Source organism: Microbacterium salsuginis (genome assembly GCF_012524205.1).
GTDB lineage: Bacteria > Actinomycetota > Actinomycetes > Actinomycetales > Microbacteriaceae > Microbacterium > Microbacterium salsuginis.
Genome location: NZ_JABACI010000002.1, coordinates 312,150 through 336,540, shown reverse-complemented (window position 1 = coordinate 336,540; position 24,391 = coordinate 312,150). Strand labels below are relative to the sequence as shown.

The following is a 24,391-nucleotide window of genomic DNA, read 5'->3' as shown; positions in this document are numbered from 1 at the left end:
GCCGGTGGCGGCGGAGCGCGGAGGATGCCGGAAGGAGCCGCCGTCTGGTGGCTCCTCGCGTGCGCCGCAACAGTTCTGATCGCGCTGGTCCGTGTGGTCGTCACCACCCGGTACTTCTTCTGGGACGACACGCAGCTCGGGGCGTACGGTCAGTGGTACGGACTGGGCTCGCGCCTGCTGTCCGGGAGCTGGACGATGCTCGATCCCGGCGCATGGCAGGGCGGGAACTACTTGGCCGAGGGTCAGTGGGGCCTGTTGAGCCCGCTCGCCTGGGTGATCGCCGTCGGATCCCATGCAGTCCCCAACGCGGTCGTCTATGCGACGGTCGTGAAGGTCGTCTTTCTGCTCGCACTGTGCACTGGCGTGTTTCTGCTCGCGCGCGAGTTCGGGGCCGCACCCCACTGGGCCGCGGTGGCAGGATTCATCGCGACGACGGGCGGGCAGACCGCCTATCTCGACGCCCCATCGTGGGTCACGGGATTACAGAACGTCGCCCTGTTCGCCCTGACGTGGTGGGCGGTTCGACGCCACGTACGCGGCGGCCGAAGCCCGATCCCGTTCTTCATACTCGCCCTCCTGCTGATCACGGTCGGCTACGTCTTCGGCGTGATCGAGCTCGCATTCCTCTTAATCGCCACAGTGATCGAGGAATGGGTCCGTCGCGGGTTCCGGGCGACGGTGAGACCCCTTGTTTTGGGTGTGTATGCAGCGCTCCTCACCGTGCTCGTGTATCTCCCCGGCGTCCTCACGGCGCCCGTGACGGAACGAGCGAACGCAGGCATTGCGAACGACCTGTTCCTCAACATGGACATCGGTGACCTGGCCACGTCTGCGATCCCCACCGCCGTGAGCACCGTGAAAGGGTACTGGGGCGACATCGCCCCGGTGCCCCTGCAGTACGTGACTTGGCTCCTGCCGCTGTTCGTTCTCTTCGCCCGTGCAGCCGTCAAGAACTGGCGCTCACTTCTGGTCCCGTATGCGATGCTCGCCGTGAGCGTCGCGCTCGTGATCGGACCGAGCGTCATCGGTCCGCTGCGGTATCCCGCGCGCATGATGCCGTACGTCGTGGTGGTCGTCGCCCTGGTCTTCGCCGTGCTGGCGAGCCGCGGAATGCCACCCGTGGTGACCTTCCGCCAGCGCGTGGGCATAGTGCTGATCACGGTTCTCTCGGCGTGGCTGGCCTGGGCGGCGCAGCCGGCCGCATGGGCGTGGGTCGGATTGGGACTGACGCTGCAGCTCATTCTCTATTGGCTGCTCGACCGGTGGTATCGAACTGGGGGATCCGCGGATACCGGATCGGAGCCCGATCTCGTGGCAGGGGGATCCGGCGCAGGACGCGAGGGCGGCGGGCGAGCCGGGACGTCGCGTGCGGCCACGCTGGCTCTGCTGACTCTCGCCGCATCCGTGGTCGTCCTCGCCCCACAGCTCGCAAAGTATCCGACGAGTCCGCTGGGCGACTTCCGCGTGCCGTCGTCCGTCGCGCAGCTCCGTTCGGTCGGTGACGGCATGGACTCGGGCATCATGAGCGTCGGTGACGTCTACTCGCTGCAGTCGCATCCCGAGTCGTACCAAGAGTCGCTGCTGGCGAATCTCTGGTACGTCACGGGGAAGGACTCCGCCAGCGTCTATACCGTCCTTCCCTTCAGTGCGTTCGTGAAGGACCTGTGCATCGACCTCCGTGGCTGGACGTGCCCCGGCGCGTACGATGCCCTGTTCGGCGGACAGGCGCCGCTCCTCGTCGATGACCTCTCGCTCAACACGGTCATCGTGATCAAGGGCGAGGGGCTCGAAGAAGAGCCTGTGGCGCCGGAGGGCTGGACCGTGGAGCCGGGAGAGTTCACCTGGACGCTTCATCGGAACGACCCGCTCCCGCCCGCTGGTGGCGTCGCGCGCACCGCAGGCGGCACTGAGGTCACCGTGCTGTCGCAGTCGGATACCTCCGTCACATTCACCGTGGACGCGGTCGGCGCGAGGGGCGGCGAGGTTGTCTTCAGCCGCTTGGCCTGGCCCGGGTACGCGACCGATCGTGGGGCTCTGGCAGACCCGGAGCGCGGGTACCTCCTGACGGTCGAAGTCGGCGCCGCCGATGTCGGAGAGACGGTGACGGTCACCTTCCGCCCGCCAGGGTGGGCGTTCGAACTGGGCGCCGGGATCGCCGCCGCGGTGCTCGCGATCGGGTGGTCGGTCGCCTCGCCGATCGTGCTTCGCCGCGCGGAGCGGACTCAGCCCGCGTCGGCCGCCGCGGCCTGATCTGCCAGCGCCTGGTCCAGTCGCTCGCCCAGAGGACCGCGAAGCGACCCTGCGAACGATCGAGTCAGGTGGTTGTCGTCGCTGTAGACGATGAGTCCTCCCACCTGCGGAAGGCAAAGATCGTCGTCGCAGAAGAGATCGTTGAGCGAGAGCAGACCCGCTCCGGTCATCTCGGCGGCCGCTCGCATCGGGTCGGCGAACTCCGCCTGGGGAGCCCGGAGCGCGCACGCTTCGACATCGCGAGTGCGCAGCAGGCAGTCTGAAGCGCTCTCCGCCTCTCTGGGGGGTGTCTCGTGCATCTCCGGCGTGTCCTCGAGCACGATGACCTGCTTCTGCGCGGCTTGGAGCAGTGAGATCGTGTCTGCGACCTGCTCGGCCGTCAGCGGGAGATCGGCAGGATCCGTGGGGAGGTACAGACGCGTTCGGTTGTTGAGGATGACGACGTCGATCGACTCGTCAGCGGCGATCTCATCCAGTGCGGCGGCGGAGGTCTCGCGACAGAGATCGGGGCGATCGGGCATTCCCCACACCGTTCCCACCTCCTCTCGGGCCACTGCGGCGCATCCGTTGATGAGGAATGTGCTCAGTCCGTGATCGCGCTCCCTCGCGATGTCGCCGAGAGGCTCGACGAGACGCACCGCATGCGAGTCTCCGAGCAACGCGTAGCGGCGCGGCGCAGACGGGTCTCCGAACTCGCATCGAGCGTACGTGCCGCTCTCCGCGGCGCGGCTGCAGCCGATGATCTCGGAGGGAGGGAGATCCTGCGCGAACGAGGTCGGATCCGCGATGAGCGGAGCGGCCGTGACATCGCCGCACCCTGCATCCAGCATCGCCATGGCGCCGAGACATCCGGCCGTCGTGGGTTCCGGCGCGGGCACCGGTTGGGCGGTCCATCGCGCCATCGGCAGCACAGCGACCATGGTCAATGCCATCGCGGCGGCCGTGACGGCGAACGTCCATCGCGGACGGTGCTGGGTGACAACCCGATGACGCCGGATGGGATCCTCGACCAGCTTCTTCGAGAGGAAGCCGAGCGCGATCGACGCGGCGAGGACGATCACCTTGAGCCACGTCGGGAGCGGCGCTCCCAGAGCGTATGGAATCAGGATGATGAGCGGCCAGTGCCACAGGTAGACACCGTACGAGACATCACCGACGAACTGGACAGGGCGCACCGCCATCACGCGGCTCGGTGCCCAGCGCACAGAGGGCATGCCGGCGACGATGACGAGGCACGTCCCAACCACGGGCAGCATCGCCGTGTACGACGGGAAGGGCGTGGCAGGGCCGTACGTCACCATCGAGACGATGACGCACGCGATGCCGGCCCACGACACGACGGACGCCGCCCTGGGACGCAGAGCGACGCGACCGGAGCTGAGCCAGAGAGCGAGGATCCCACCCGCCGCGAATTCCCACACTCGAGTCGACGTGAAGAAGTAGGCCGGACCCGGATCGCTCGAAGAGTACGAAACAGAATGAATCAGGCTCGCGACGGCGACAGCCACGAGCGCGCCCGCCGCCACCGCCCGCCGATTCTTCTTCATCCGCGTCGCGAGCCAAGCGGCAAGGAGCAGCAGGAGGGGCCAAACGACGTAGAACTGCTCTTCGACGCCGAGAGACCAGAAATGCTGGCTCGGGCTCTTGACGTTCGACAGCGCCATGTAGTCGACCGACTGCCAGGCCAGGTACCAGTTCTCGACATAAAAACCCGACGCGATGATCTCCTGGCCGAACTGTGGCCATCGACTAGCGGGAACGAGCGTGTATACGCCAACGGCAGTCGCGGCGATGGTTGCGAACGACGCGGGGAGGAGGCGCCGGATGCGGCGTGCCCAGAACCGCGGGAGGCTGATGGAGTTCGTCCTGTTGAGCTCCCGCATCAGGTGATCGGTGATGAGAAATCCCGACAAGACGAAGAACACGTCCACGCCGACGAAACCGCCCGGCAGCGCCGAAGGCCACAGATGGAAGAGCACGACCCCGAGGACAGCCAGAGCGCGAAGTGCTTGGATCTCGAGCCTGACGTCCCGGGGAGACGCGCCGGACCCGGCAGGGGCCACAGCGTCGACGTCGAGGACGCGAGCCGTCACCGGTCGGCCTCGTCGATCGCGGGTGTGGTCGTCGAGCGCGGAGTGGCGGTGGATGTGCGCGTGAGCATGACGTCTGGTCCGTAAGGCGTGGGATCCCGATGCGAGAACAGGAGTGAACGATGCCCGTGCTTCGTCCGTGGAAAGCGGCGTTCGCCGCCTCGTGAGTATATCCGGCAGTGCATCGCGCGGCGGCCGGGGCGCTCCCAGTCGGCATCCAGTCCGCTCGCCGATAAAATGGCACGTACGCGGCGGAACGATTCCGTCGCGTCGCCGTGTCGTCGGCGCCCGTCTCAGGAAAGCAGTTCGCTACATGGATCTCCTCGTCGTCGGCTCCGGCTTCTTCGGCCTCACAATCGCGGAGAGAGCCGCGGCATCCGATCGCAAGGTCACCGTGATCGACCGCCGCCCTCACATCGGCGGAAACGCGTACAGCGAAGACGAGCCGAACACCGGGATCGAGGTGCATCGCTATGGAGCGCACCTGTTCCACACGTCCAACCCGGGAGTGTGGGAGTACGTCAATCGCTTCACCACCTTCACCGACTATGTCCACCGGGTCTACACCAACCACAAGGGAGTGGTGTACCCGCTGCCGATCAACCTCGGGACCATCAACCAGTTCTTCAACGCGGCGTACTCGCCGGATGGCGCGCGGGCGCTCGTCCAGGAGCTGGCAGGAGAGTTCGACGCGAAGGATGCCGCGAACCTCGAAGAGAAGGGCATCGCCCTGATCGGGCGTCCGCTGTACGAGGCGTTCATCCGCGACTACACCGCCAAGCAGTGGCAGACGGATCCCAAGAATCTCCCGGCTGAGGTCATTAGCCGGCTGCCCGTGCGCTACAACTACGACAACCGTTACTTCAACGACACGTGGGAGGGCCTGCCGACCGACGGGTACACGGCGTGGCTCGAGCGCATGGCAGACCACCCGAATATCGAGGTGAAGCTCGACACGGACTTCTTCGACGAGTCGCAGCCGCTGAACAAGGGCACGACAGTCGGGCAGCTGCCGATCGTGTACACGGGGCCCGTCGATCGGTACTTCGACTACACCGAGGGCGCGCTGTCCTGGCGCACGCTCGACTTCGAGCAAGAGGTGCTCGAGGTCGCGGACTTCCAGGGCACGCCGGTCATGAACTACGCCGACGCGGATGTTCCGTACACCCGCATCCACGAGTTCAAGCACTTCCACCCCGAGCGCGCCGATCGCTACCCGACCGACAGGACGGTGATCATGCGGGAGTTCTCGCGGTTCGCCTCGCGCGAGGACGAGCCGTACTACCCGGTGAACACGGCTGAGGACCGGAACGGCCTGCTCGCGTATCGCGAACTCGCGAAGAGTGAGAAGGACGTCCTTTTCGGCGGGCGTCTCGGCACGTACCAATACCTCGACATGCACATGGCCATCGGCTCGGCGCTGTCGATGTGGAACAACCAGCTCCAGTAGGCGAAAGCTTGCACGGGGTGTCGACCGACCGTGAGGAGGGCGTGGCGCCGGTTGACAGCCGCGCTCGTCGCCGTCACGGTCGCGGCGGCGCTGATGGGATGCGAGGGTACGCCGAAATGGGATCTGAGATCGCGCGGCAGCTGGCGGCGGCGCTGCGCAAGTGACCACGGGATGCGCGGACCGTCGTGCTCCCGCCGCCTAGAATCGAGTGCGTGACCACCGCCGCCGTCGGCGCCCCCGGATCGCCCCGGCGCTACCTCCACTCCCTGTGGCTGCTGTCGGCGCGCGACCTCAAGGTCCGGTACTCGACCAGCGCGCTCGGATACCTGTGGTCGATCCTCGACCCGCTCGTGATGAGTGCGATCTACTGGTTCGTCTTCACCCAGGTGTTCCAGCGGACGGTCGGGCACGATCCGTACATCGTTTTCCTCATCACCGCGCTCCTGCCGTGGGTGTGGTTCAACGCTGCGGTCTCGGACTTCACGAGGGCATTCAATAAAGACGCCCGCCTGGTGCGGTCCACAGCGATCCCGCGGACGATCTGGGTCAACCGAATCGTGCTCTCGAAGGGGATCGAGTTTCTCTGTTCAATCCCCGTACTCGCCCTGTTCATCGTCGTCTCGCAGTTCACGAAGACTCCGGCGGAGATGAACTGGGGGCTGCTCTGGTTCCCGGTCGCCATCTTCCTTCAGACGGTGCTACTGATCGGCCTCGGACTGCTGGTGGCGCCGCTCTGCGTTCTCTGGACTGACCTCGAGCGCACGACGAAGCTCATCCTGCGTGCACTCTTCTACGCATCGCCCGTGATCTACGGGGTCGAAGACCTGCCTGGCTGGGCCGAAGCGCTCGCCGCGTTCAACCCGCTCTCCGGCATCTTCGCCCTCTATCGGGTCGGGTTCTTTCCCGGCGAATGGGATCCGTGGGTCGTCTGGATCGGAGCGGTCATGTCGTTCCTCTTCTTGGGCCTTGGTATCTTCACCTTCCGCCGGCTCGAGCGTCCCATGCTGAAGGAGCTGTGATGACAGCATCCGGTCTCGCGATCGAGGTGAAGGATCTCGGCGTGCGCTTCCGCCGCAACCGCCGTGGTCGCCGGAATATCAAGGACCTCTTCGCCGACTCGTCCCGGCGCTCGAAGCCCGGCGAGTTCTGGGCGCTGCGTGACGTGAGCTTCAACGTCGAGCCGGGGGAGTCGATCGGCGTTGTGGGGCGCAACGGTCAGGGCAAGTCGACGTTGCTCAAGCTCGTGGCGGGTGTCCTGCTCCCGGACGAAGGCACGGTGACCGTCCACGGCGGAGTCGCCCCCCTGATCGAGATCACCGGCGGCTTCGTCGGCGACCTGACGGTGCGTGAGAACGTGCGACTCACGTCGGGACTTCATGGGATGTCGAAGGCCGAGGTCTCGCGCCGCTTCGACGGCATCATCGACTTCGCCGAGTTGGGCGACTTCGTCGACACGCCCTACAAGCACCTCAGCAACGGCATGAAGGTGCGACTCGCCTTCTCGGTGGTGTCGCAGCTGGAAGAGCCGATCCTGCTGGTCGACGAAGTGCTGGCTGTCGGCGACAAGGCGTTCCGTGAGAAGTGCTATCGGCGCATCGACGAATTACTCGCCGATGGGCGGACGCTCTTCTTCGTCTCCCACAATGAACGGGATCTGCGCCGCTTCTGCACGCGCGGGCTCTACCTCGATGGGCACCGCCTGGCGCTGGACGCTCCGATCGACGACGTCCTGGACCGCTACAACGAGCAGTACAACAGCGGCATCTCCTGAGCATCGTGCGGCGCAGCGTCGCCGCGGACGTCATTCCGCCGTCTGGCGCAGTCGGAAGATGGCGATCGAATCGTTGGTGTACACCAGATCGGCGAGCTCGTGAAGGCGTGGTGAGACCGGAGTTGCTCCCTCCGTCGCTACGAGCCAGCCCACGCCCTGCGCAGCGGCTTCGTCGAGCAGCGCCTCGGTCGGGCGCTCGAAGAGGGACTGATTGAACGTGAGGAGTTGCGGGTCGAAAAAGGCTCCGTGTCCGGACTGAGGAGTGTAGGTCCACGCTTCGACGAGAACCCGCCGCTGTCCGAGCCCCGAAGCCCAGAACGTGCGGGCGTCGCATTCCACGGTCTCGTCTCCGAGGCAATGATCGTTGACGGCGAGCAGCGCATCCGTCGGCGTGTTGCGCGCGATCCAGCGACCCGCCTCGGCTTGCGCCGCCGCGATCGACGTCGCCGCTGCGGGCGGGGCATCGCGCATGAGAGCCGTGTAGGGGAGCGACGCGATGATGGCGCCGATCGTCAGAGACAGCGCTATGACGATCGCGGGGCCGTCGCCCACCCCACCGCGCCGGTGCCGGACGGTCTCCACCACGGCTACGGAGACGCTGGCCGCTAGCAGCACGACGCCGGCGAGCGCCGCACTGCGAAGAACCGACTCCGGACTCCATCCTGATGCATGTCGCGCTGTGCCCCACCAGTAGGAGCCCGTCGCGATGATCGCACCCACGATGCCTGCCACGACGGCCGTGCGGGCGGCCCAAGGGCGGTCGGCGATCGCTGTCACCAGCCACCAGGCGCCGGCAATCGCCCCGAGAGGAAACGCGGTGTACAGGAAGTAGAGCTGGCTGAATCCGGGATGACCGAGGACGAGGAACGCGAGAACGCCCGCGCCGCACGCACCGGAGATCATCCACGCCTCGGGTCTACGCCTCAGATTCGACTGGAAGAGAGCACCGGTGCCCAGAAGCGGACGCACAGCCCAAAGCGCCGCGAAGGTCACTCCTGCGGCAAGCCGTCCCGACGACGACAGAAGTCCAGCAGGGTCGAGGCTCCCACCATGCGATGAGGTCTCCCGGAACGCAGCGAACAACGTGAGTGACGCGAACAACGAAATGCCGGTACCGGCATCGCCGCCCGATACGAACAAGAGCGAGCCGACGAGGAGGGCCGCCGTGGCAGCGGCCGCGGCGAGCATCGGCCAGACGGGACGCCGGAGGATCGCACTCGCGGTGGCCGCAATCACGCAGCCCGCCAGCAGGAGCGGCAGAAGCGTAGGCTTCGTGCCGGCCGCCACCGTCAGGCTGAGGGCGAGGACGACAGCATCTCCAGGCCGTCGGTCTGGACGACTCCAGGCGAAGGCCGAGTGCAGTCCGAGGAGGAGCGGAATCATCCCGAACAGCTGCGAGGGCGAGAGGGGCCGGAAGGCGTCATGCGGGCCGGCCGCCTCCACCCACGGGATGAAGAACATCGTCGACGCGGCGAGCGCCGCAGCCAAGGGAGCCGCGGGACTCCTTTTGGACAGCGAGTGGGCGATCACGGCGGTGAGGGTCACGGCCAGTGCCGAGAGGGCGAGCGGCCAGAGCCGAAGCAGGAGCAGCGATGGATCGATGCCCGAGATGAGGGATTCGCCGGCGATCTCGGCGTTTGCGAACCAGTGGTAGCGCAAGGGCCCGGCCGTTACCGCTTGCGGGGTTCCGAGGGGAATGGACCGCATCGCTTCGCCGATGAGGCCCAGGTGCCAGAGCAGATCCTGATAGAGAGCGACGTCCGACGGCGGAAGCGGTGTCACGGCGAAGAAGGAGCGGTCGATATGAAGGATGATCGCTGCTGTCGACGCCCCCACGCCGATCGAGGCCCCGGCACCCCATGCGTCGCCAGCCGGGCGAGCCAGCACCCGCCCGCGAGTGCGGGACGGGATGAGCAGGGCGAGCGTCAGGACAGGCCAGATCCACAACGCGTTGCCGACTCCGGTGGCCACGGCGATCGTCGTCGGGACGACGAGCAGCACGAATCCGGTTGCGGCGCCGAGCGCGATGTCGTGCGGCCAGGCCTGCTGCGGCCCGCGAGCGCTCCTGTGGACGATGAAGCCAGGGAGGACCACGCCCCAGAGGAGAAACGCCAGATACCAGCCGACTGTGGCGAGCGGCGTACCTGACTGCACGAGGACGGCAGCAGCCAGCAGGAGAACAGCGGCAACCGATAGGGAACCGGCTATCCATCGACCGCGCGCGGCGGTCAGTCGAGCGGGGGCATCGGCTTCCACGCGGAATCCTTCGCGATCTTCCGTCCGTCGCGCAGGCCCCGGAACAGGTTCGACGTTCCGCGCACCGTCCGCTCGACGAAGACGAGGCGGATCAGCTCCTTGCCGAACGTGAGCGCCGTGCCCAGTGCGAACGGCACGCGCCGGTAGACCCCGAGCGACTGGTAGTAGCGCTTAATGATCGCGCGGTTGCGCATGATGTAGTAGCGGTACGCGTTGCTCGACGCGTTCATGTGGCGGATGCCCATGTCCCACTGCTTGATCTCGCGCGTGCGGCGCAGCACGAACTCGTCCACGATCACCGACTGGGTCTTGCGCGAGGCGAGCCAGCCGTACGTCTGGTCGTCCCAGTAGATGAAGAAGCGCGGATCGGGCAGCCCGATCTGCTTCACGATGTCGCGGTGGATGAACATGCCCTCGAAGCATCCGGAGTTCATCGGCTTGTAGCCGGAGGAGTCGAAGGATGCCGGCGCGAACGGGATCGGAATGCCCATCTTCTCGGCGATGCGGTACTGCCAGTAGAACTCGCTGCCGTCGTAGTCGTAGCGGCGGCCTTGGATGCTCTTGAAGCGAGGCGCCCACTTGCCCATCTTGGCCAGGCCGTCGTCGATGACTTCGACGTCGTCGTCCATGAGCCAGATCCACTGCGAGCCGAGCTCGTACGCGACGCGCATGCCTTCGCTGAATCCACCCGAGCCGCCGGTGTTCGTCTCCATGCGGCGGTATACGAGCTCGGTATCGCCGAGTCGGTCGCGGTACGACTCCACCACGTCCGTCGTGTCGTCGGTCGAGGCGTTGTCGATGACCACGACGTGACCGGGCTTCGGATCCATCGCTGCAATGCTCCCGAGAAGGCGCGTCAACAGGCCCGAGCGGTTGTACGTGACGATCGCGATGGTGGCGGTCGCCGGGTCGAACTCGGCGTCTGACGGAACGTGTGTCACGGGGGTGATCTCCGGGAGCGGGGCAACGGGCGCCGAGGCGTCGGGCCGGAGAGAAGCCTACCCTGCCGGTCCGTCCGGTCCCTGAGCGCCGGGTGGCCTGTCGGCCGCTGCTCCGGGGCGCCCGAAGCCCGGAACGTGGGGGAGGCCGGTGCCACCGGCATCCGTTCCGCCTCCGATGCGCTCGCGCCATGACCGGGACTGTCCGGCGCGCACGGCGCACAGGACGAGCATCATCCAGCCGAGCCCGGTCAGGGTGAAGCTCTCGAACATCGAGTCGACGAGCAGTGCGACGAGCATGAGCGGCGTCCACGCGTACACGACCGAGCGCCGCTCGCTCGCGGCCAGCCACGAGCGCACGAGTGCCAGACCGGCCAGGCCCACGAAGAGCACCAGGCCGACCCAGCCGAGCTGCATCAGCACGTCGAAGTAGGCGTTCAGCCCGGTGGCGTGCGACGCGTCGAGCTCGAAGTTCAGGTAGATGAACGGGAACTCCCGCTCAGCCCACGGCCCGTACCAGCCCCAGCCGTTCAGGGGGCGGAATCGCACCTGGTCGACCATCAGGTTCCAGAGGTCGACGCGCATCGAGAAGTCGCTTCCGGCGCCGAGCAGGGCGATGATCGGATGCCGCGCCGCATAGCCGACGAAGACTCCGACCACGACGACCCCGCCGAGGGCCAGCTGCAGGCCCGCCCGGCGTTCCGGGCGCGTGTGGCGCACCCACGCAAGGGCGGCGACCGCGAGGCCTACGCCGACGGCGAGGACGAGAACGGTGGGGGAGTCGCTGAAAGCCGCGAGACCGCCGGCGAGCACGACCGACGCGACCGAGAGCCCGGGCCGGATCGATTGCGTGCGGTACTCGATCAAGAACGTGATGAGAGCCAGCACCGCGACGAAGCCGAGCATGTTGCGCGTGCCGAAGACGCCCTGGATCGGACCCAGCTGGGCGAGATTGCCCTGCACGCCGAGGAAGGTGATGGGCAGGTCGAGCAGGATGCCCGACAGGACCTCCACGCCGAGCGAGATCGCCAGCAGCACCCGCAGCACGTCGCCGAGCGCCCGGACGGTCTGCAGGGTGTCGCGGATGTGGCCAATCACGACGGCGATGAAGGCGAGCGCCGCCGTCGAGACCCAGCTCCACCACGACGTGGACGTGTCCTCGCTCCAGAAGACGCTCGCGAGCGCCCACCCGACGAAGATGACCACGGTGGTGGGCACGAGGCGCAGCAGTGAGATCTCCTGCCAGCGTGCGACCAGCACCGCTATACCCAGCACGGCGAGACCCGCGACGATCGTGATGTAGGTGATGCGACCTGCGACCTGCTCGATGACGTACGACGCGAAGACGGCGCCGAACACGGCGAGCGTGTACGCACGGGCGAAGGATGCCGAGGCCAGCAGTGTGACCAGCCAGCCGTGCGGTGGGGTCTGGGCCGGCGAGGTCATGTCGCTCGCTTCGACGGGGTTTCGTCTCGCTGCGCTCGCTCGACGACCGGGGGGTGCGTGCGCTCGACCGGCGGATATGGCTCGTCCAAGGCCGGGGACCGCTCGCCGCGCTCGATCGCGGCGCTCTGCTCGGCCGGGCCCACTCCGACGTGGGGCGACTGCTTGATCTTGGCGCCGAGCATGACGACGAACAGCCACCCCCACAACAGCAGGGGAGTGGATTCGGCGAGCCCCTGCACGAGCAGGATCGCGCCGACGAGCGTGGGCAGCAAGGTCAGCGAGGAGTAGGGCCGGTCGGCCTTCAGATCCCACCGGGGCCGGTCGACGGCGAAGAACCACGACCGCCACACGAACGCGAAGTACACCGTCGCCATCAGCACCACGCCGATGATGCCCAGCTGCATCGACACGTCGATCCACATGTTGTGGGCCTGCATCACCGTCTGGCCGTGATCGACGACCCAGCGGTCGAAGGCGGGGTCCCACGGGGCCCACGGCGTGGCGAAGCCCCACCCGACCCAGGGCCGCTCGGCGGTTCGGCCGAGGACCGCCTCCCAGATCGCCTCGCGGCCGGTGAGGTCGGAGCTGCGCCCCAGGGCGCTGAAGATCGTGTCGCGCAGCAGCCACAGGCCGAGCAGCCCGCCGACGCCGACGACGGCATACGCGATGTAGTACTTGGTGCGCTCGCCGGGCCGGCGCGCGCGACGCATGAGCAGCACCGTGGCGAGCACCACGGCCACCGCGGCGGCGGCGAGGTAGGCCGTGGCCGACGACGCCCGCAAGAACAAGAATGCGGACAGTACGATCCACGCGTAGAGCAGAACCCGCCGCGGTGCCCCGGCCGCGATGCGGATTCCGAAGACGACGATGGCCAGCAACGCGACGGGGCCGAGCAGGTTGGCGTTGCCCATGATGCCCTGCAGGCGCTCGGGCCAGTCGAACAGGTTGTTGCGCGACCAGTACTCGATGGGGTCGTCGGCCTCCCCGACGACGAAGCCGGGCAGCATCGGCGCCTGCACGAAGACCGAGACCGCCAGCTCGAACAGCAGCGACAGCGCCATGACCCATTTGAGGGCGGATGCCACGGCCCGGACGAGTTCGCGCCACGTCAGGACGGTCCCGATGAAGAGCGCCTGGATCGTGGTGAGGTACAGCAGCAGCAGGGTGATCGCCGTCGTGCCGGGCCACGCCGACCACAGGATCGACAGCGTCGCCCACACCACGTACGCCGCGGCGAACCACGGCAGGCGGCGCCACTGCACAGGCGGGCGCAGGATGATCCACAGCACGACCGAGAGCACGCCGGCGCCGATCGTGATGGCCGCCGCGACGGGAGTGCCGAACGTGTGCACCCACGCCACGCCGGAGAGCGACATGAACAGCACGAAGATGCACCAGCCGCGCAACAGCAGATGGCCGGTCTTCTCACGGACCGGGGGCGTGGGCGGTGCCGACGCCGGGTGCTTCGAGTAGACGGCCATCGCCATCAGGTTACCCCGCGAGATCGGGCTTTCCCCGGTCGTTGAGCGAGGAGCCCAGCGACGAGACGAAACATGCGGATCGCGGTGTCGGACGGTGGTCCGGACGTGTCGTCTCGCTCCGCTCGCTCAACGAGCGGATACGGCACGTCATTAGGCTGGGCGGATGCTCATCCCCCTCGCCAACGACCCTCGCGACTACGCCTGGGGCTCGACGTCGTTGATCGCAGAACTCCAGGGCCGCGAGCCCTCGGGGCACGCCGAGGCCGAGGTGTGGTTCGGCGATCACCCCGGCGACCCGGCCGAGACGCCGGACGGTCGCACGCTCGACCGGTGGATCGCCGACCAGGGCGCCGAGGCGGGCGTGGCGCAGCCGCTGCCGTACCTGCTGAAGCTGCTGGCCGCGGCATCCGCTCTGTCGATCCAGGCGCACCCCTCCAAGGCGCAGGCCGAGGCGGGGTTCGCCCGCGAAGAGGCCGCCGGCATCCCGCGCGGCGCTGGCGACCGCACCTACCGGGACGCGAACCACAAGCCCGAGCTGATCGTCGCGCTGAGCGACACCTTCCGCGCGCTCGCGGGCCTGCGTGAGCTCGAGGCCACGCGACGTCTCGTCGCGGAGCTGGGCCCGCAGGCACAGCCGCTCGCGGAGCGGCTGGCGGGTCCGGATGCCTCGCTCGCCGCCGTGATCGGATGGCTCCTGTCGGACGGCGTCCAGGCCGCTCGCGACGTCATCGCGGCGGCGGTCGCGGCACACTCGGACGAGTTCGCCGCCGAACTGGACCTGGCACGGGCGCTGCAGGCATCCTTCCCCGGCGACCCCGGCATCGTCGTCGCACTGCTGATGAACCTCGTGACGCTCCGACGCGGCGAGGGTCTGTTCGTGCCGGCGGGCGTCCTGCACGCGTACCTCGAGGGTCTCGGAGTGGAGCTCATGGCGGCGAGCGACAACGTGCTGCGGGGCGGTCTGACGCCGAAGCATGTCGACGCCGGCGAACTGGTGAGCGTGCTCCGCGACGAGCCGGGCCTTCCGCCGGTGCTGACTGCTCGTGAGGTCGGCCAGGGCGTCGGCCGGTACGACGTGCCCGTCCCCGACTTCGCCCTGTTGCGGGTGGATGCCCCCGCCTCGGTGGCCTTGAACGGGCCCGCCATCGCGCTCGCCACGGCCGGCGACGTGACCGTAACGGGCGGGTCGTCAGGCTCGTCGGCCCGCCTCGCACCGGGGCGTGCCGTGCTCGCCACGCCGGACGAGGGAGAGCTGCACGTGACCGGTACAGGCGAGCTCTTCATCGCGCTTCCCGGTGCGTGAGCGAGGTTTCTCATCGGACCGTTATCGCGCACGACACGCCGTCGGCGCGTCGTGAAGGTTCAAGAACCGGTTGAGGCTTTAGTATCTGCGACTTGACCTCCGCGAACTACACGGGTGTAATTATGCGTACACGCACCAGCGTGGAGCAGGATTCACGGGGGGTGAGAACGACATGACGGTTTCGCAATTCCGTTCCGGCGTTCCCGACGACTGGTTCGTCGATCCGGTTCAACTGGGGGTTCCGGGGGTTCGTCGCAACACCGACGCGGAGGACGACAATCCGCTCGCATGGCAGACAGACGCCTTGTGCGCCCAGACCGATCCGGAGGCGTTCTTCCCCGAGAAGGGCGGCTCCACGCGGGATGCCAAGCGCATCTGCACGTCGTGCGACGTTCGCGACCAGTGTCTCGAATACGCGTTGCAGAACGACGAGCGCTTCGGGATCTGGGGCGGACTGAGCGAGCGCGAGCGTCGCAAGCTGAAGCGCCGCGCCGGTTGATCGCTCGCGCGCCGATCGTCCGCCCGATCCGGCGGACGCGGCGCGTGCGCCTCGGACCCCGGGGCACGCGCACCTAGGCTGACGACGTCATGCCCGCAGCCACGCCCGACGCCGCAGCGTCAGATCCCGCCGCGCCCGGTGCCGCCGTGCCCTCAGTCGCACCCGCGGAGACCACGCCGTCCGGCACGGCCCTGAGTGCCCCGGATCCGAGTGCCGGGTTCCACGTGTCACCGTCGCCGGCGGTGGTGGCCACGGCATCCGCTTCTCACCGCGTGCACGCCGTCGTGGTGGTCCGTCCTGACGGGCGTGCCCCCGCCGCCTTCCACCTCAAGCGCACGCTGGCATCGCTGCAGGAGCAGACGCGCCGGCCGGAAGCGCTCACGATCGTGCTGTGCGGCGGCGACGAGCGACTCCGGGACGTGGTCACCGGCGCCGGCGCGGACTTCGTCGTGAACGCCTCGGCCTCCACGGGATTCGCCGCGGCCACCGCTCTCGCTTCGCCCGAGCTCAGCCCCGGCGAGGCGGTGTGGCTGCTCGCGCAGGACGCCGCCCCCGTGCCCGACGCGCTCGCGCGACTGGCCGGTGCGCTCGAGCTCTCGCCCTCGGTCGCGTTCGTCGCTCCCAAGCTGGTGCGGTGGGACGACCGTTCCGAGATCGTCTCGCTCGGCGTCGGGATGACGCGATACGGGCGCACGGTCGGACTCGCCGACGGCGAGCTCGATCAGGGCCAGCACGACGCTCGCGAGGACGTCCTCGGAACGGACGTGCGCGGCATCCTGGTCCGCGGTGACGCGTGGCGTGAGCTCTCGGGACTCGACCGCGGCCTGGCGGGAGCGGACGAAGGCCTCGACCTCGGGGTGCGCGCCCGGCTGGCGGGCGCCCGGGTGTCCCTCGTGCCCGCTGCGCTCGTGGCGGTCGCGGGCGACGGCGCCGCCGGTCTTCCCGCTCCGAACACGCCTCAGCGTCGGCGCCGGATCGTGTACGCCGAGCGAGTCGCGCAACTGCACCGGCGTCTGGCGTACGCGCCACTCGCCGCGTTGCCGCTGCACTGGCTCTCGCTGCTGCCTCTCGCCGTGTGGCGGACGATCGTCGACCTGGTGCGCAAGCAGCCCGGCCGCATCGGCCCCGAATGGGCGGCGGCTGTCGTCGTGTTCGTACGCCTCGTCTCGATCGGCCGTGCGCGGCACCGGATCGCCACGACCAAGCGCATCCCGTGGGCGCAGCTGGCACCGCTGCGGATCTCGCAGGGCGAGCTGCGCGAGCGCCTCGACGACGAGCCCGAGGTCGCCATCGGCGGACACCGCCGCGGCGATCTGCGGTTCTTCTCCGGCGGCGGGGCTTGGCTGGTTCTCGGCGCACTCGTGGTCTCGGTGGCGGCGTTCCCGGCGCTGCTGGCCTGGCCGGTCCTGGGTGGAGGTGCGCTCCAGCCGCTGGCGAACACGGTGGCGGGGCTGTGGGACGAAGCCGCGTTCGGTCAGCGCGCGCTGGGACTGGACACCGTGGGACCGGCCGACCCGTTCGCCTCGGTGCTCGCTGTGATCGGTTCACTCGCGCCGTGGGAGCCGTCGCGCGCGCTCGTGGTCCTGTGGGTGCTCGCGCTCCCGCTCGCGGCACTCGGCGGATGGATGGCTGCGACACGCGTCACCGAGCGGCCGATCCTGCGTCTGCTCGGCGGAGCGACATGGGCACTGGCGCCCACCTTCGTGGTGGCGCTCGCACAGGGGCGGCCGACCGCGGTCATCCTGCATCTGCTGCTTCCGTGGCTGTTCTTCGCCGGTTCGGTCGCGCACCGGTCGTGGTCCGGCGCCGGTGCGGCGTCGATCCTGCTCGCCGCGGTGGTGGCCACCGCACCGTCCCTCGCGCCCGCGCTCGCCGTGATCTGGCTGGCGTCGATCCTCCTCGCCGTCGTCCTGCGGGCGGGCCGGGGAGTGGCACGACTGATCTGGACTGCCATTCCCGCCATCGCGCTCGCGCTGCCCCTCATCTGGAACGCCGCCGCGAACGGACGCCTGTGGGGGCTGCTCGCCGATCCCGGCGTACCGTGGGCGGGCCCACAGGTCGGTCCCGATTCCGCGGCGAGAGCACTGCTGGCGGCCGGCATCCCGACGCCCGATCTCGCCGGCTGGACGACGTTGATCCCCGAGGGGCCCACGTGGTGGGTCCCCCTCCTGACGGCGCCCATCGCGCTGCTCGCGCTCGCCGCCCCGCTCACGCAGCGCTGGGCGGTGGGCACCGCCCTGTTGGTCGTGACGGCCCTCGGCATGGGGACGGCCTTCGCCGCCGTCGGAATCTCGGTCGCGTTCTCGCAGTCGATCCCGGTCGCGATCTGGCCCGGCGCCGGCCTCAGTCTGGCGTGGCTCGGAGCCGTCGGCGGTGCGCTGGTCACGCTCGACGCGGGACTCGCCCCGCGGGTGACCTTCGTCCGCGGCATCGCGACAGTCGTGGTGCTCGCCGCCGTCGCGACACTGGCCGTGCCCTCGCTCACGGCCATGACCCGCCGCACCGCAACGATCGCGAACGGCCCCGAGAGCACCCTGCCCGCCTTCGTCGCAGCCCAGGGACGCGACGATCCCGACGTGGGCACGATCGTGCTCACCCCGCAGGCGGCGGGCGGTGTCTCGGCCACCGTCGTGTGGGGCGCGAGCGAGACTCTGGGCGGACAGACCACGATGCTGGCGACGCGGACGCGTCCCACGCCGCAGGATGCGGTGGTCGCCGAGCTGGCTGCCGACCTCGTCACCTCATCGGCCGACGACGTGGTCGCCGGGCTCTCCGAAGTGGGCATCAGCTTCATCCTCCTCGCGCCCGCGATGCCCACGGAGTCGGATGCCGCGCGCACCATGCGCCTCTCGGCATCGACCGCGCTGAACCAGCGCGACACGCTCGACAGCGTCGGCGACACGGCCAAGGGCGAGCTGTGGCGCGTCATCGGCGAGGTGGCGCCGCGACCGCAGGAGGCGGCATCCGTCGTCGGAATCGCGCGGCTCATCGCGATCGGGCAGTTGATCGTCCTCGGCATCGCGCTGCTCTTGGCCGTGCCCACCGCAGCCTCGCGCCGCGAGGCGCGCCGCACTCCCCGCGTGGTCGGGCCGCACTGGCAGGAGGGTCGATGAGCGATCGGCGAGTGTTCCGGTGGGCGACGACGAGCGCCCGCCTGCTGATCGGCACGATCGTGTCGGTCGCCGCGGTGATCCTCGTCGTGACGGCGATCTCGCTGCCGTGGCCGACGCTGACACGAGAGCCCGTGAGCGTGTCGGCCATGCCGGCGCCGGCCGCATCGACCGTCGCGTGCGACGGCGCGCTGCTCTCGCTCGGACGCGATCCGCGGGATGCCGCCTCGCTCGCCGCCGCCGCGCCCCAGACCGTGACCTCGGGTGTGACCGGAGGTGCGCCGGAGGCCGACGAGCAGCGCCTCGACGCGGCCGGCGTCTCGGGCGGCCTCGGACCCCTCGCCTTCACGGCGCAGCCTCTCGAACGCGAGCGGGTGGATGTCGCAGCCGCCGGTGCGTCGACGGTCTCCGCCGACGACCTCCGAGGCTTCGCCGCGTCGGCATGTCGCCCACCGCTCCTCGAGTCGTGGCTGGTGGGCGGCTCGGGCACGACCGGAGCCTCCGACCTCGTGCTGCTCGCAAACCCGGGGACGGTGGCGGCGACTGTGCAGCTGACGCTGTTCGGCGCGGCGGGGGAGCAGTCCCCTCCCGGAGGCTCCGACCTGATCGTGCCGCCCGGGACGCAGCGCGTCGTGCCGCTGGCCGGCATCGCCCTCGACGAAGCCAGTCCCGTGATCCGTGTCACGGCCACCGGCGCGCCGGTGCACGCGTCGCTGCAGACGAGCATCACGCGCACGCTGACGCCGGGTGGCGTGGACCAGGTCGGCGCGGTGCCTCAGCCCGAGCAGACGCAGACGATCGCGGGCATCAACGTCACCCGTTCGCCGGGGGCCGAAGGCGCCTCCGATGCCGCGACGGTGCTGCGCGTGCTCGCGCCGTCCGGCGACACGACCGTTCGGGTCACGGTCACTGCGATCGGCCGGGCGGAGCCCGCCGCAGACCCCCAAGAGGTCGCACTCACCGCAGGGCAGCCGACCGAGATCGCGCTGCCGGGGCTCGCCGTCGGCGCCTACACGGTCGAAGTCGTCTCCGAGGTTCCGGTGGTGTCCGCGGTCTGGCAGGCGACCGGCTTCGAAGAGGGCGACGACTTCGCGTGGTACACGCCTTCGCCCGAGGTGGCGGTGCCGAGCCTGTTCGCCGCCCCCAGCGGGCCGCCCCCCGCGCTGACCGTCGTGAATCCGGCGGACGAGGCGGCGACGGTGACGGTCACGTCTGAGGACGGCGCGTACCAGCTCGAGCTGACGGTCCCCGCCCGGGGCACGATGACGGCGCGCCTGTCGCCGCGCACGGTCTACCTGCTGGAGCCGGACGCCCCGGTGCGGGCTGCGCTGTCGCTCACGGGAGACGGCGCCCTGGCCGGGATCCCGCTGTGGCCTGCGGATGCCGCGACGCCCGAGATCGTCGTCTACCCCTGACCCGGGTCAGAAGAACCGGAAGCGCTCGGGACCGAGATCCCACGGGTCGCGGTCGAGGTATTCGGCGGCGGCGCGGAAGACGGCGCTCTCGATCATCATGCGGCGGTGCAGCTCGTCGTTGCGGTGCAGGTGGCTCAGCCGTTCGATGGGAAGCCGGTAGAGGATGATGCGCTTCGCGTCGCGAAGGATGGTCCACCGCGGGATGCCGTCGGCATCGGTCGCGGCCGGCATGTCAGCCACCTCGAACCGCACGTCGCGCAGGTCGGTCCATGCCGACCGCAGGAACTCGGCCGCGGCGCCGACGGCGATGTCGAAGCGCTCCACCCGGGTGTCGAGCGGGGGGAGCGGCGGGCGCACGACGGGGCTGCGGCCCTCGCGGCCGTGACGGCCGTGGCGCGGAGCGCGCCGGACGGCCCGCTCGCTCATCCGGGTGCGACGCCAAGCCATGCCCCCATCCTAGGTCGGCGGGACCCGTGGGTGCCGAGACGTCGCAGAAGGCCGCCCGCGGCGGGCGACGGCAGCCGTGTGCGACGTCTCGAGAGTTGGCGTGAGTCACGCGAAGGGTGCAAGAGGGTAGGGCGCGGCGCGGCATCCGCCCGGGCGGTTCGGGGCGCGGTAGCGTCGACCCGATGCGCGAGAGAGTCTGCTCCAAGGTCGGCTGTGCCCGTGAGGCCGTGTCGACGCTCACTTACGACTACGGCGACCAGATGGCCGCGCTCGGCCCGCTCGGTGCCGTGGGCGATCCGCACGCGCACGACCTCTGCGCGATCCACACCGACCGCCTCTCGGTGCCCAAGGGCTGGGTCGTCGTGCGTCACGAGACGATGCGCGCCTGACTGCACCCGAGTCGGCGTGGGAGAATGGGCGGATGCCGACCCAGACCTCCGCCGCCATGACCGGTCCGACCGCGCCCGGCGCGGCATCCGACTCCCCGTTCGAATACGAGGTCGCCGACCTGTCGCTCGCCGAAGCGGGCCGCCACCAGCTGCGGCTGGCAGAGAACGAGATGCCCGGGCTCATGGCGCTGCGCGAGGAGTTCGGTCCCTCGCAGCCGCTGAAGGGCGCCCGCATCGCCGGGTCGCTGCACATGACGGTGCAGACAGCCGTGCTCATCGAGACGCTCGTGGCTCTCGGCGCGCAGGTGCGCTGGGCGAGCTGCAACATCTTCTCCACGCAGGACGAGGCGGCCGCGGCGGTCGTGGTCGGTCCGACCGGCACTGTCGACGCCCCCGCGGGCGTGCCGGTGTTCGCGTGGAAGGGTGAGACGCTCGAGGAGTACTGGCGTCTCGCCGACCGCATCTTCGACTGGACGGCCGAGGGCTTCGACGGCCCGAACATGATCCTCGACGACGGCGGTGACGCGACGCTCCTCGTGCACAAGGGCGTCGAGTTCGAGAAGGCGGGGGCGGTTCCGGATGCCGCGGCCGACGACTCCGCCGAGTACCGCATCGTGCTCGACACGCTGCGAACCTCGCTCGCCCGCGATGCGCAGCGGTTCACGCGCATGGCGGCGGGCCTGCTCGGCGTCACCGAGGAGACGACCACGGGCGTTCACCGGCTGTACGAGCTGGCGGCATCCGGTGATCTGCTCTTCCCCGCGATCAACGTGAACGACTCGGTCACCAAGTCCAAGTTCGACAACACGTACGGCATCCGCCACTCGCTGCCCGATGGCCTCAACCGCGCCACGGACGTGCTGATCGGCGGCAAGGTCGTGTTCGTCGCCGGCTACGGCGATGTGGGCAAGGGCGCCGCCGAGGCGCTGCGCGGTCAGGGCGCCCGCGTCATCGTGGGCGAGGTCGACCCGATCTGCGCGCTGCAGGCGGCGATGGACGGATTCCAGGTCGCTCGGCTCGACGACCTGGCCGGCCAGGTCGACATCGTGGTGACCGGCACGGGCAACACCCGCGTCGTGACGGCCGAGCACCTCCTCGCACTGAAGCACCTCGCGATCGTCGCCAACGTCGGCCACTTCGACGATGAGATCGACATGGCCGGGCTCGCCGCGATCCCAGGTGCGGAGCGGGTCGAGATCAAGCCCCAGGTGCACGAGTGGCGGCTGCCCACCGGACGCAGCGTGCTCGTCCTCAGCGAAGGACGCCTGATGAATCTCGGCAATGCCACCGGGCATCCGTCGTTCGTCATGAGCGCGTCGTTCACCAACCAGGTGCTGGCGCAGATCGAGCTGTTCACCAAGCGCGAGACGTACCCGATCGGCGTGTACACCCTGCCCAAGACGCTGGACGAGAAGGTCGCCCGCCTGCACCTCGCTGCCCTCGGGGTGGAGCTGACGACTCTGACGGACGAGCAGGCCGCGTACATCGGGGTGCCGGTCGAGGGCCCGTACAAGCTCGACCACTACCGCTACTGAGTACCAACCCCCGGTCGTTGAGCGAGCGCAGCGAGACGAAACGCCTCGGACAGGCGCGAACGCTCGGCACGTTTCGTCCCGTCGCTGCGCTCCTCGCTCAACGACCGACGTGATCCCACCGTTCAGCGGTCGGGGAACCCACGCGGCGCGGCCGACACGGCGGCGGTGAGGGAGTCGGCGCGGGCGGCCTCGAGCTGCAGCGCGCGCAGCTCGCGCTCGCGGCGGACGGCGACGACAGCGACGAGGAACGTCTCGGGGTCGATCGACGGCACCGGCGAGACGTGCTCGGCGGCTTCACGGGCGAGGGATGCCGCGACCCGGGCGCGAGCGGACGGCTCCATGTTCGCCGCCGACCGTGCGAACTGCGCGAGTCGGCGGGACAACCGCTCCGGCAGGCGCGCGACGTCGGCCACGGCGGCCCACTCGACGAGCATCGGCGGCACGCCGAGTGAGGGGTCGGGAAGTTTCGGCGTGCGGGTGCGCTCGGAATAGGTGCCCGCCAGCAGGTCGCCGAGCCGCTGGGACCGGGGCGTGAAGGCGCCCACGAGTGCGGCGACCGCGCCGAGGGTGAACCACAGCTCGAACACGCCGACGAGGGCGCGGATGAACGCATGGCGGAAGCCGGCGGCACCGCCGTCGGTACGGACGATGCGGCCGCCGACGGCGAGCTTGCCGAGGCTGCGGCCATGGGTCGTGGTCTCGACGACGGTCGGGATCACGACGGTCACGAGAACGAGGACCACGATCGTGAGGATGGGGAACACCGCGCCGTCGACCGCCCCGAGGCCGATCAGCCATGTGGTCACGAGCACGAACAGCAGGATCAGGGCGGCTCCGAGCAGCATGTCGATGAACACACCCAGGGCGCGCATGAAGAACCCGAGCGGCTGGACGTCGAGGGCGACGGCTTCGCCGGTGAGCACCTCGTCCTGATGGATGTCGACGATGGCGGGGCGATCAGTGGCCATGGCTACAGTTAATCGCATGGACCTCGACGCTCTCACCGCCGCTCGCCGAGCGGAGTGGGCGCGCCTGGACGAACTGAGCCGCACGCGGCATCTGTCAGGCGCCGAGGTCGACGAGCTGGTCGCCCGATATCGGGCCGCGTCGGCCGACCTCGCCGATGCGAAGACCTCACTCGGTCGCACGGTGCAGGGCGACCACGTCTCGACGATGCTGTCGCGGGCGCGGCTGCGCCTGACCGGCGCCCCCGAGAACGTCCTGCGGCAGATCCCGCGATTCTTCGTGCTGCAGCTGCCCGCCGCGCTCTACCGTGTGCGCTGGCTGACGCTGGCGATCGCGCTCGGGTTCGTCGCCTTGGCCACCGTGGTGGCGCTGTGGGTGTCGGGCGATCCGGCGCTCGTGGCGAGCATGGGCAGCCGCGCACAGCTCGAGCAGTACGCCGAGAACGAGTTCACCGACTACTACAGCGAGAACCCGGCAGCCGTGTTCGCCGGCACGGTGTGGACGAACAACGCCTGGATCGCCGCGCAGTGCGTGCTGTTCGGAGTGACCGGCATCTGGCCGCTCATGGTGCTCGTCCAGAACGCGATGGGGGTGGGGACGGCCGCGGCGGTCATGGCGGCGTTCGACCGGGCCGACGTGTTCGTGCTGTACATCCTCCCGCACGGCCTGCTCGAGCTGACGAGCATCTTCGTTGCGGGCGCCGCGGGCCTGCAGATCTTCTGGGCGTGGGTGGCGCCGGGGCCGCGCACGCGGGGCGAGGCGCTCGCCGCCGCGGGACGCTCGCTCGCGACGATCGCGATCGGCCTCGTGATCGCCCTCGGAGTCTCGGGACTGATCGAGGGCTTCGTGACCGCCCAGCCCTGGCCGTGGCCGCTCAAGATCGGGATCGGAGCAGCAGCGCTCGGGCTGTTCCTGGCGTACATGCTCATCGTCGGCCGGCGCGCCCACCGGCTGGGCGAGACCGGCGACCTCACCGAGTACGAGGCCGGCACCCCGACACTCGTCGCGGGTTAGGCCCTCGTCGCGCGCTGGGCCCACGGCATCC

18 protein-coding genes are annotated in these 24,391 nt (G+C 69.4%); 11 read left to right on the top strand and 7 right to left on the bottom strand.

The features are described from left to right. Positions 1-24 precede the first annotated feature (24 nt). Positions 25-2,250, top strand: coding sequence for a glycosyltransferase family protein (locus tag HF576_RS08635; RefSeq protein ID WP_168912395.1), 2,226 nt, complete (start codon positions 25-27; stop codon positions 2,248-2,250). Here the strand turns inward: HF576_RS08635 and HF576_RS08630 are convergent. Beyond that, positions 2,223-4,343, bottom strand: coding sequence for an SGNH hydrolase domain-containing protein (locus tag HF576_RS08630; protein ID WP_168912394.1), 2,121 nt, complete (start codon positions 4,341-4,343; stop codon positions 2,223-2,225). The genes HF576_RS08635 and HF576_RS08630 overlap by 28 nt on opposite strands. Positions 4,344-4,653: 310 nt before the next feature. On the opposite strand from HF576_RS08630, the gene glf reads away from it, so the two are divergent. The 3 genes from glf (at position 4,654) to HF576_RS08615 (ending at position 7,561) form a co-directional block, all read left to right on the top strand. Then, a complete protein-coding gene (gene glf / locus HF576_RS08625) occupies positions 4,654-5,790 on the top strand; it encodes a UDP-galactopyranose mutase (RefSeq protein WP_168912393.1) in 1,137 nt (378 codons plus the stop codon). 212 nt (positions 5,791-6,002) lie between these two features. Next, positions 6,003-6,809 (top strand): ABC transporter permease, encoded by an 807-nt coding sequence (locus tag HF576_RS08620; protein ID WP_168912392.1) that lies wholly within the window; start codon positions 6,003-6,005, stop codon positions 6,807-6,809. Then, a complete protein-coding gene (locus HF576_RS08615; RefSeq protein WP_168912391.1) occupies positions 6,809-7,561 on the top strand; it encodes an ABC transporter ATP-binding protein in 753 nt (250 codons plus the stop codon). The genes HF576_RS08620 and HF576_RS08615 overlap by 1 nt, the downstream gene beginning before the upstream one ends. 30 nt (positions 7,562-7,591) lie before the next feature. Here the strand turns inward: HF576_RS08615 and HF576_RS08610 are convergent, their stop codons facing one another. The 4 genes from HF576_RS08610 to HF576_RS08595 are packed head-to-tail and all read right to left on the bottom strand — an operon-like array spanning position 7,592 to position 13,682. Further along, positions 7,592-9,817, bottom strand: a complete 2,226-nt coding sequence (locus tag HF576_RS08610; RefSeq protein ID WP_168912390.1) for a hypothetical protein — start codon at positions 9,815-9,817, stop codon at positions 7,592-7,594. Next, positions 9,790-10,758 carry a glycosyltransferase gene (locus HF576_RS08605; protein ID WP_168912389.1) on the bottom strand — a complete coding sequence of 323 codons (969 nt, stop codon included), beginning with the start codon at positions 10,756-10,758 and terminating at the stop codon, positions 9,790-9,792. The genes HF576_RS08610 and HF576_RS08605 overlap by 28 nt, the downstream gene beginning before the upstream one ends. Before the next feature lie 57 nt (positions 10,759-10,815). Continuing rightward, entirely contained in the window at positions 10,816-12,201 is a 1,386-nt protein-coding gene (locus HF576_RS08600; RefSeq protein WP_168912388.1) for an O-antigen ligase family protein, read from the bottom strand. Continuing rightward, positions 12,198-13,682, bottom strand: a complete 1,485-nt coding sequence (locus HF576_RS08595; protein WP_168912387.1) for an O-antigen ligase family protein — start codon at positions 13,680-13,682, stop codon at positions 12,198-12,200. The genes HF576_RS08600 and HF576_RS08595 overlap by 4 nt, the downstream gene beginning before the upstream one ends. 163 nt (positions 13,683-13,845) lie before the next feature. Between HF576_RS08595 and manA the strand changes: the two genes are divergently transcribed. The 4 genes from manA to HF576_RS08575 all read left to right on the top strand — a co-directional run bounded on the left by manA (position 13,846) and on the right by HF576_RS08575 (position 20,009). Continuing rightward, entirely contained in the window at positions 13,846-14,985 is a 1,140-nt protein-coding gene (manA, locus tag HF576_RS08590; protein WP_168912386.1) for a mannose-6-phosphate isomerase, class I, read from the top strand. Positions 14,986-15,157: 172 nt separating this feature from the next. Then, entirely contained in the window at positions 15,158-15,484 is a 327-nt protein-coding gene (locus tag HF576_RS08585; RefSeq protein WP_168912385.1) for a WhiB family transcriptional regulator, read from the top strand. A gap of 89 nt (positions 15,485-15,573) precedes the next feature. Next, a complete protein-coding gene (locus tag HF576_RS08580; protein ID WP_168912384.1) occupies positions 15,574-18,597 on the top strand; it encodes a glycosyltransferase in 3,024 nt (1,007 codons plus the stop codon). Beyond that, positions 18,594-20,009: a DUF5719 family protein gene (locus HF576_RS08575; RefSeq protein WP_168912383.1), complete on the top strand. Its 1,416-nt coding sequence runs from the start codon at positions 18,594-18,596 to the stop codon at positions 20,007-20,009. The genes HF576_RS08580 and HF576_RS08575 overlap by 4 nt, the downstream gene beginning before the upstream one ends. 6 nt (positions 20,010-20,015) lie before the next feature. On the opposite strand, the gene HF576_RS08570 is transcribed toward HF576_RS08575, so the two are convergent. Further along, entirely contained in the window at positions 20,016-20,456 is a 441-nt protein-coding gene (locus HF576_RS08570) for a metallopeptidase family protein (protein WP_205835063.1), read from the bottom strand. Between the two features lie 182 nt (positions 20,457-20,638). On the opposite strand from HF576_RS08570, the gene HF576_RS08565 reads away from it, so the two are divergent. Next, positions 20,639-20,845 (top strand): DUF3499 family protein, encoded by a 207-nt coding sequence (locus HF576_RS08565; RefSeq protein ID WP_168912382.1) that lies wholly within the window; start codon positions 20,639-20,641, stop codon positions 20,843-20,845. Between the two features lie 56 nt (positions 20,846-20,901). Further along, entirely contained in the window at positions 20,902-22,380 is a 1,479-nt protein-coding gene (gene ahcY / locus HF576_RS08560) for an adenosylhomocysteinase (protein WP_168912763.1), read from the top strand. A 122-nt stretch (positions 22,381-22,502) separates the two neighbouring features. Here ahcY and HF576_RS08555 read toward each other — a convergent pair whose 3' ends face one another. Beyond that, positions 22,503-23,348: an RDD family protein gene (locus HF576_RS08555; protein WP_168912381.1), complete on the bottom strand. Its 846-nt coding sequence runs from the start codon at positions 23,346-23,348 to the stop codon at positions 22,503-22,505. A 16-nt stretch (positions 23,349-23,364) separates the two neighbouring features. Here HF576_RS08555 and HF576_RS08550 point away from each other — a divergent pair, with 16 nt between their 5' ends. After that, positions 23,365-24,360 (top strand): stage II sporulation protein M, encoded by a 996-nt coding sequence (locus HF576_RS08550; RefSeq protein ID WP_168912380.1) that lies wholly within the window; start codon positions 23,365-23,367, stop codon positions 24,358-24,360. The last annotated feature ends 31 nt before the right edge of the window (positions 24,361-24,391 follow it).